This window comes from Pseudomonas sp. AC463 (genome assembly GCF_979253585.1).
Genome location: NZ_CEEDDZ010000645.1, coordinates 1 through 269 on the forward strand (window position 1 = coordinate 1; position 269 = coordinate 269).

A 269-nucleotide genomic window follows, 5' to 3' on the forward strand; every position below is an offset into this window, starting at 1 on the left:
GTTCCGCCTTGACGCCGATCCGCTGCAATTGCGCCTGCACGCTCTCCGGCCCCGCCAGATGTCCCGCGCCGACCGCGACGAACACCGTGCCCGGCTTGTCCATCCGCATCTTCACCCAGTCCGCCCAGCGCGCGTTACGGTCGGTGAGCAGGACCTTCGCCACCTCCGGCGAGTCCTTCAGGCTGTCGTTCATCTCGCTCGCGAGATCGTCGGGCCGCCCCTTTGCCCAGTCGTCGACCATCCGCGCCATCTGCTTCTCGACGGTCGGC

General features: G+C 68.4%; 1 protein-coding gene. It reads right to left on the minus strand.

Translation table 11 applies throughout. From position 1 onward, the window contains the following. Nucleotides 1-269 (minus strand): TraB/GumN family protein (locus AC0IYH_RS31785; protein WP_471838252.1); only part of this gene is annotated, 269 nt, incomplete at both ends.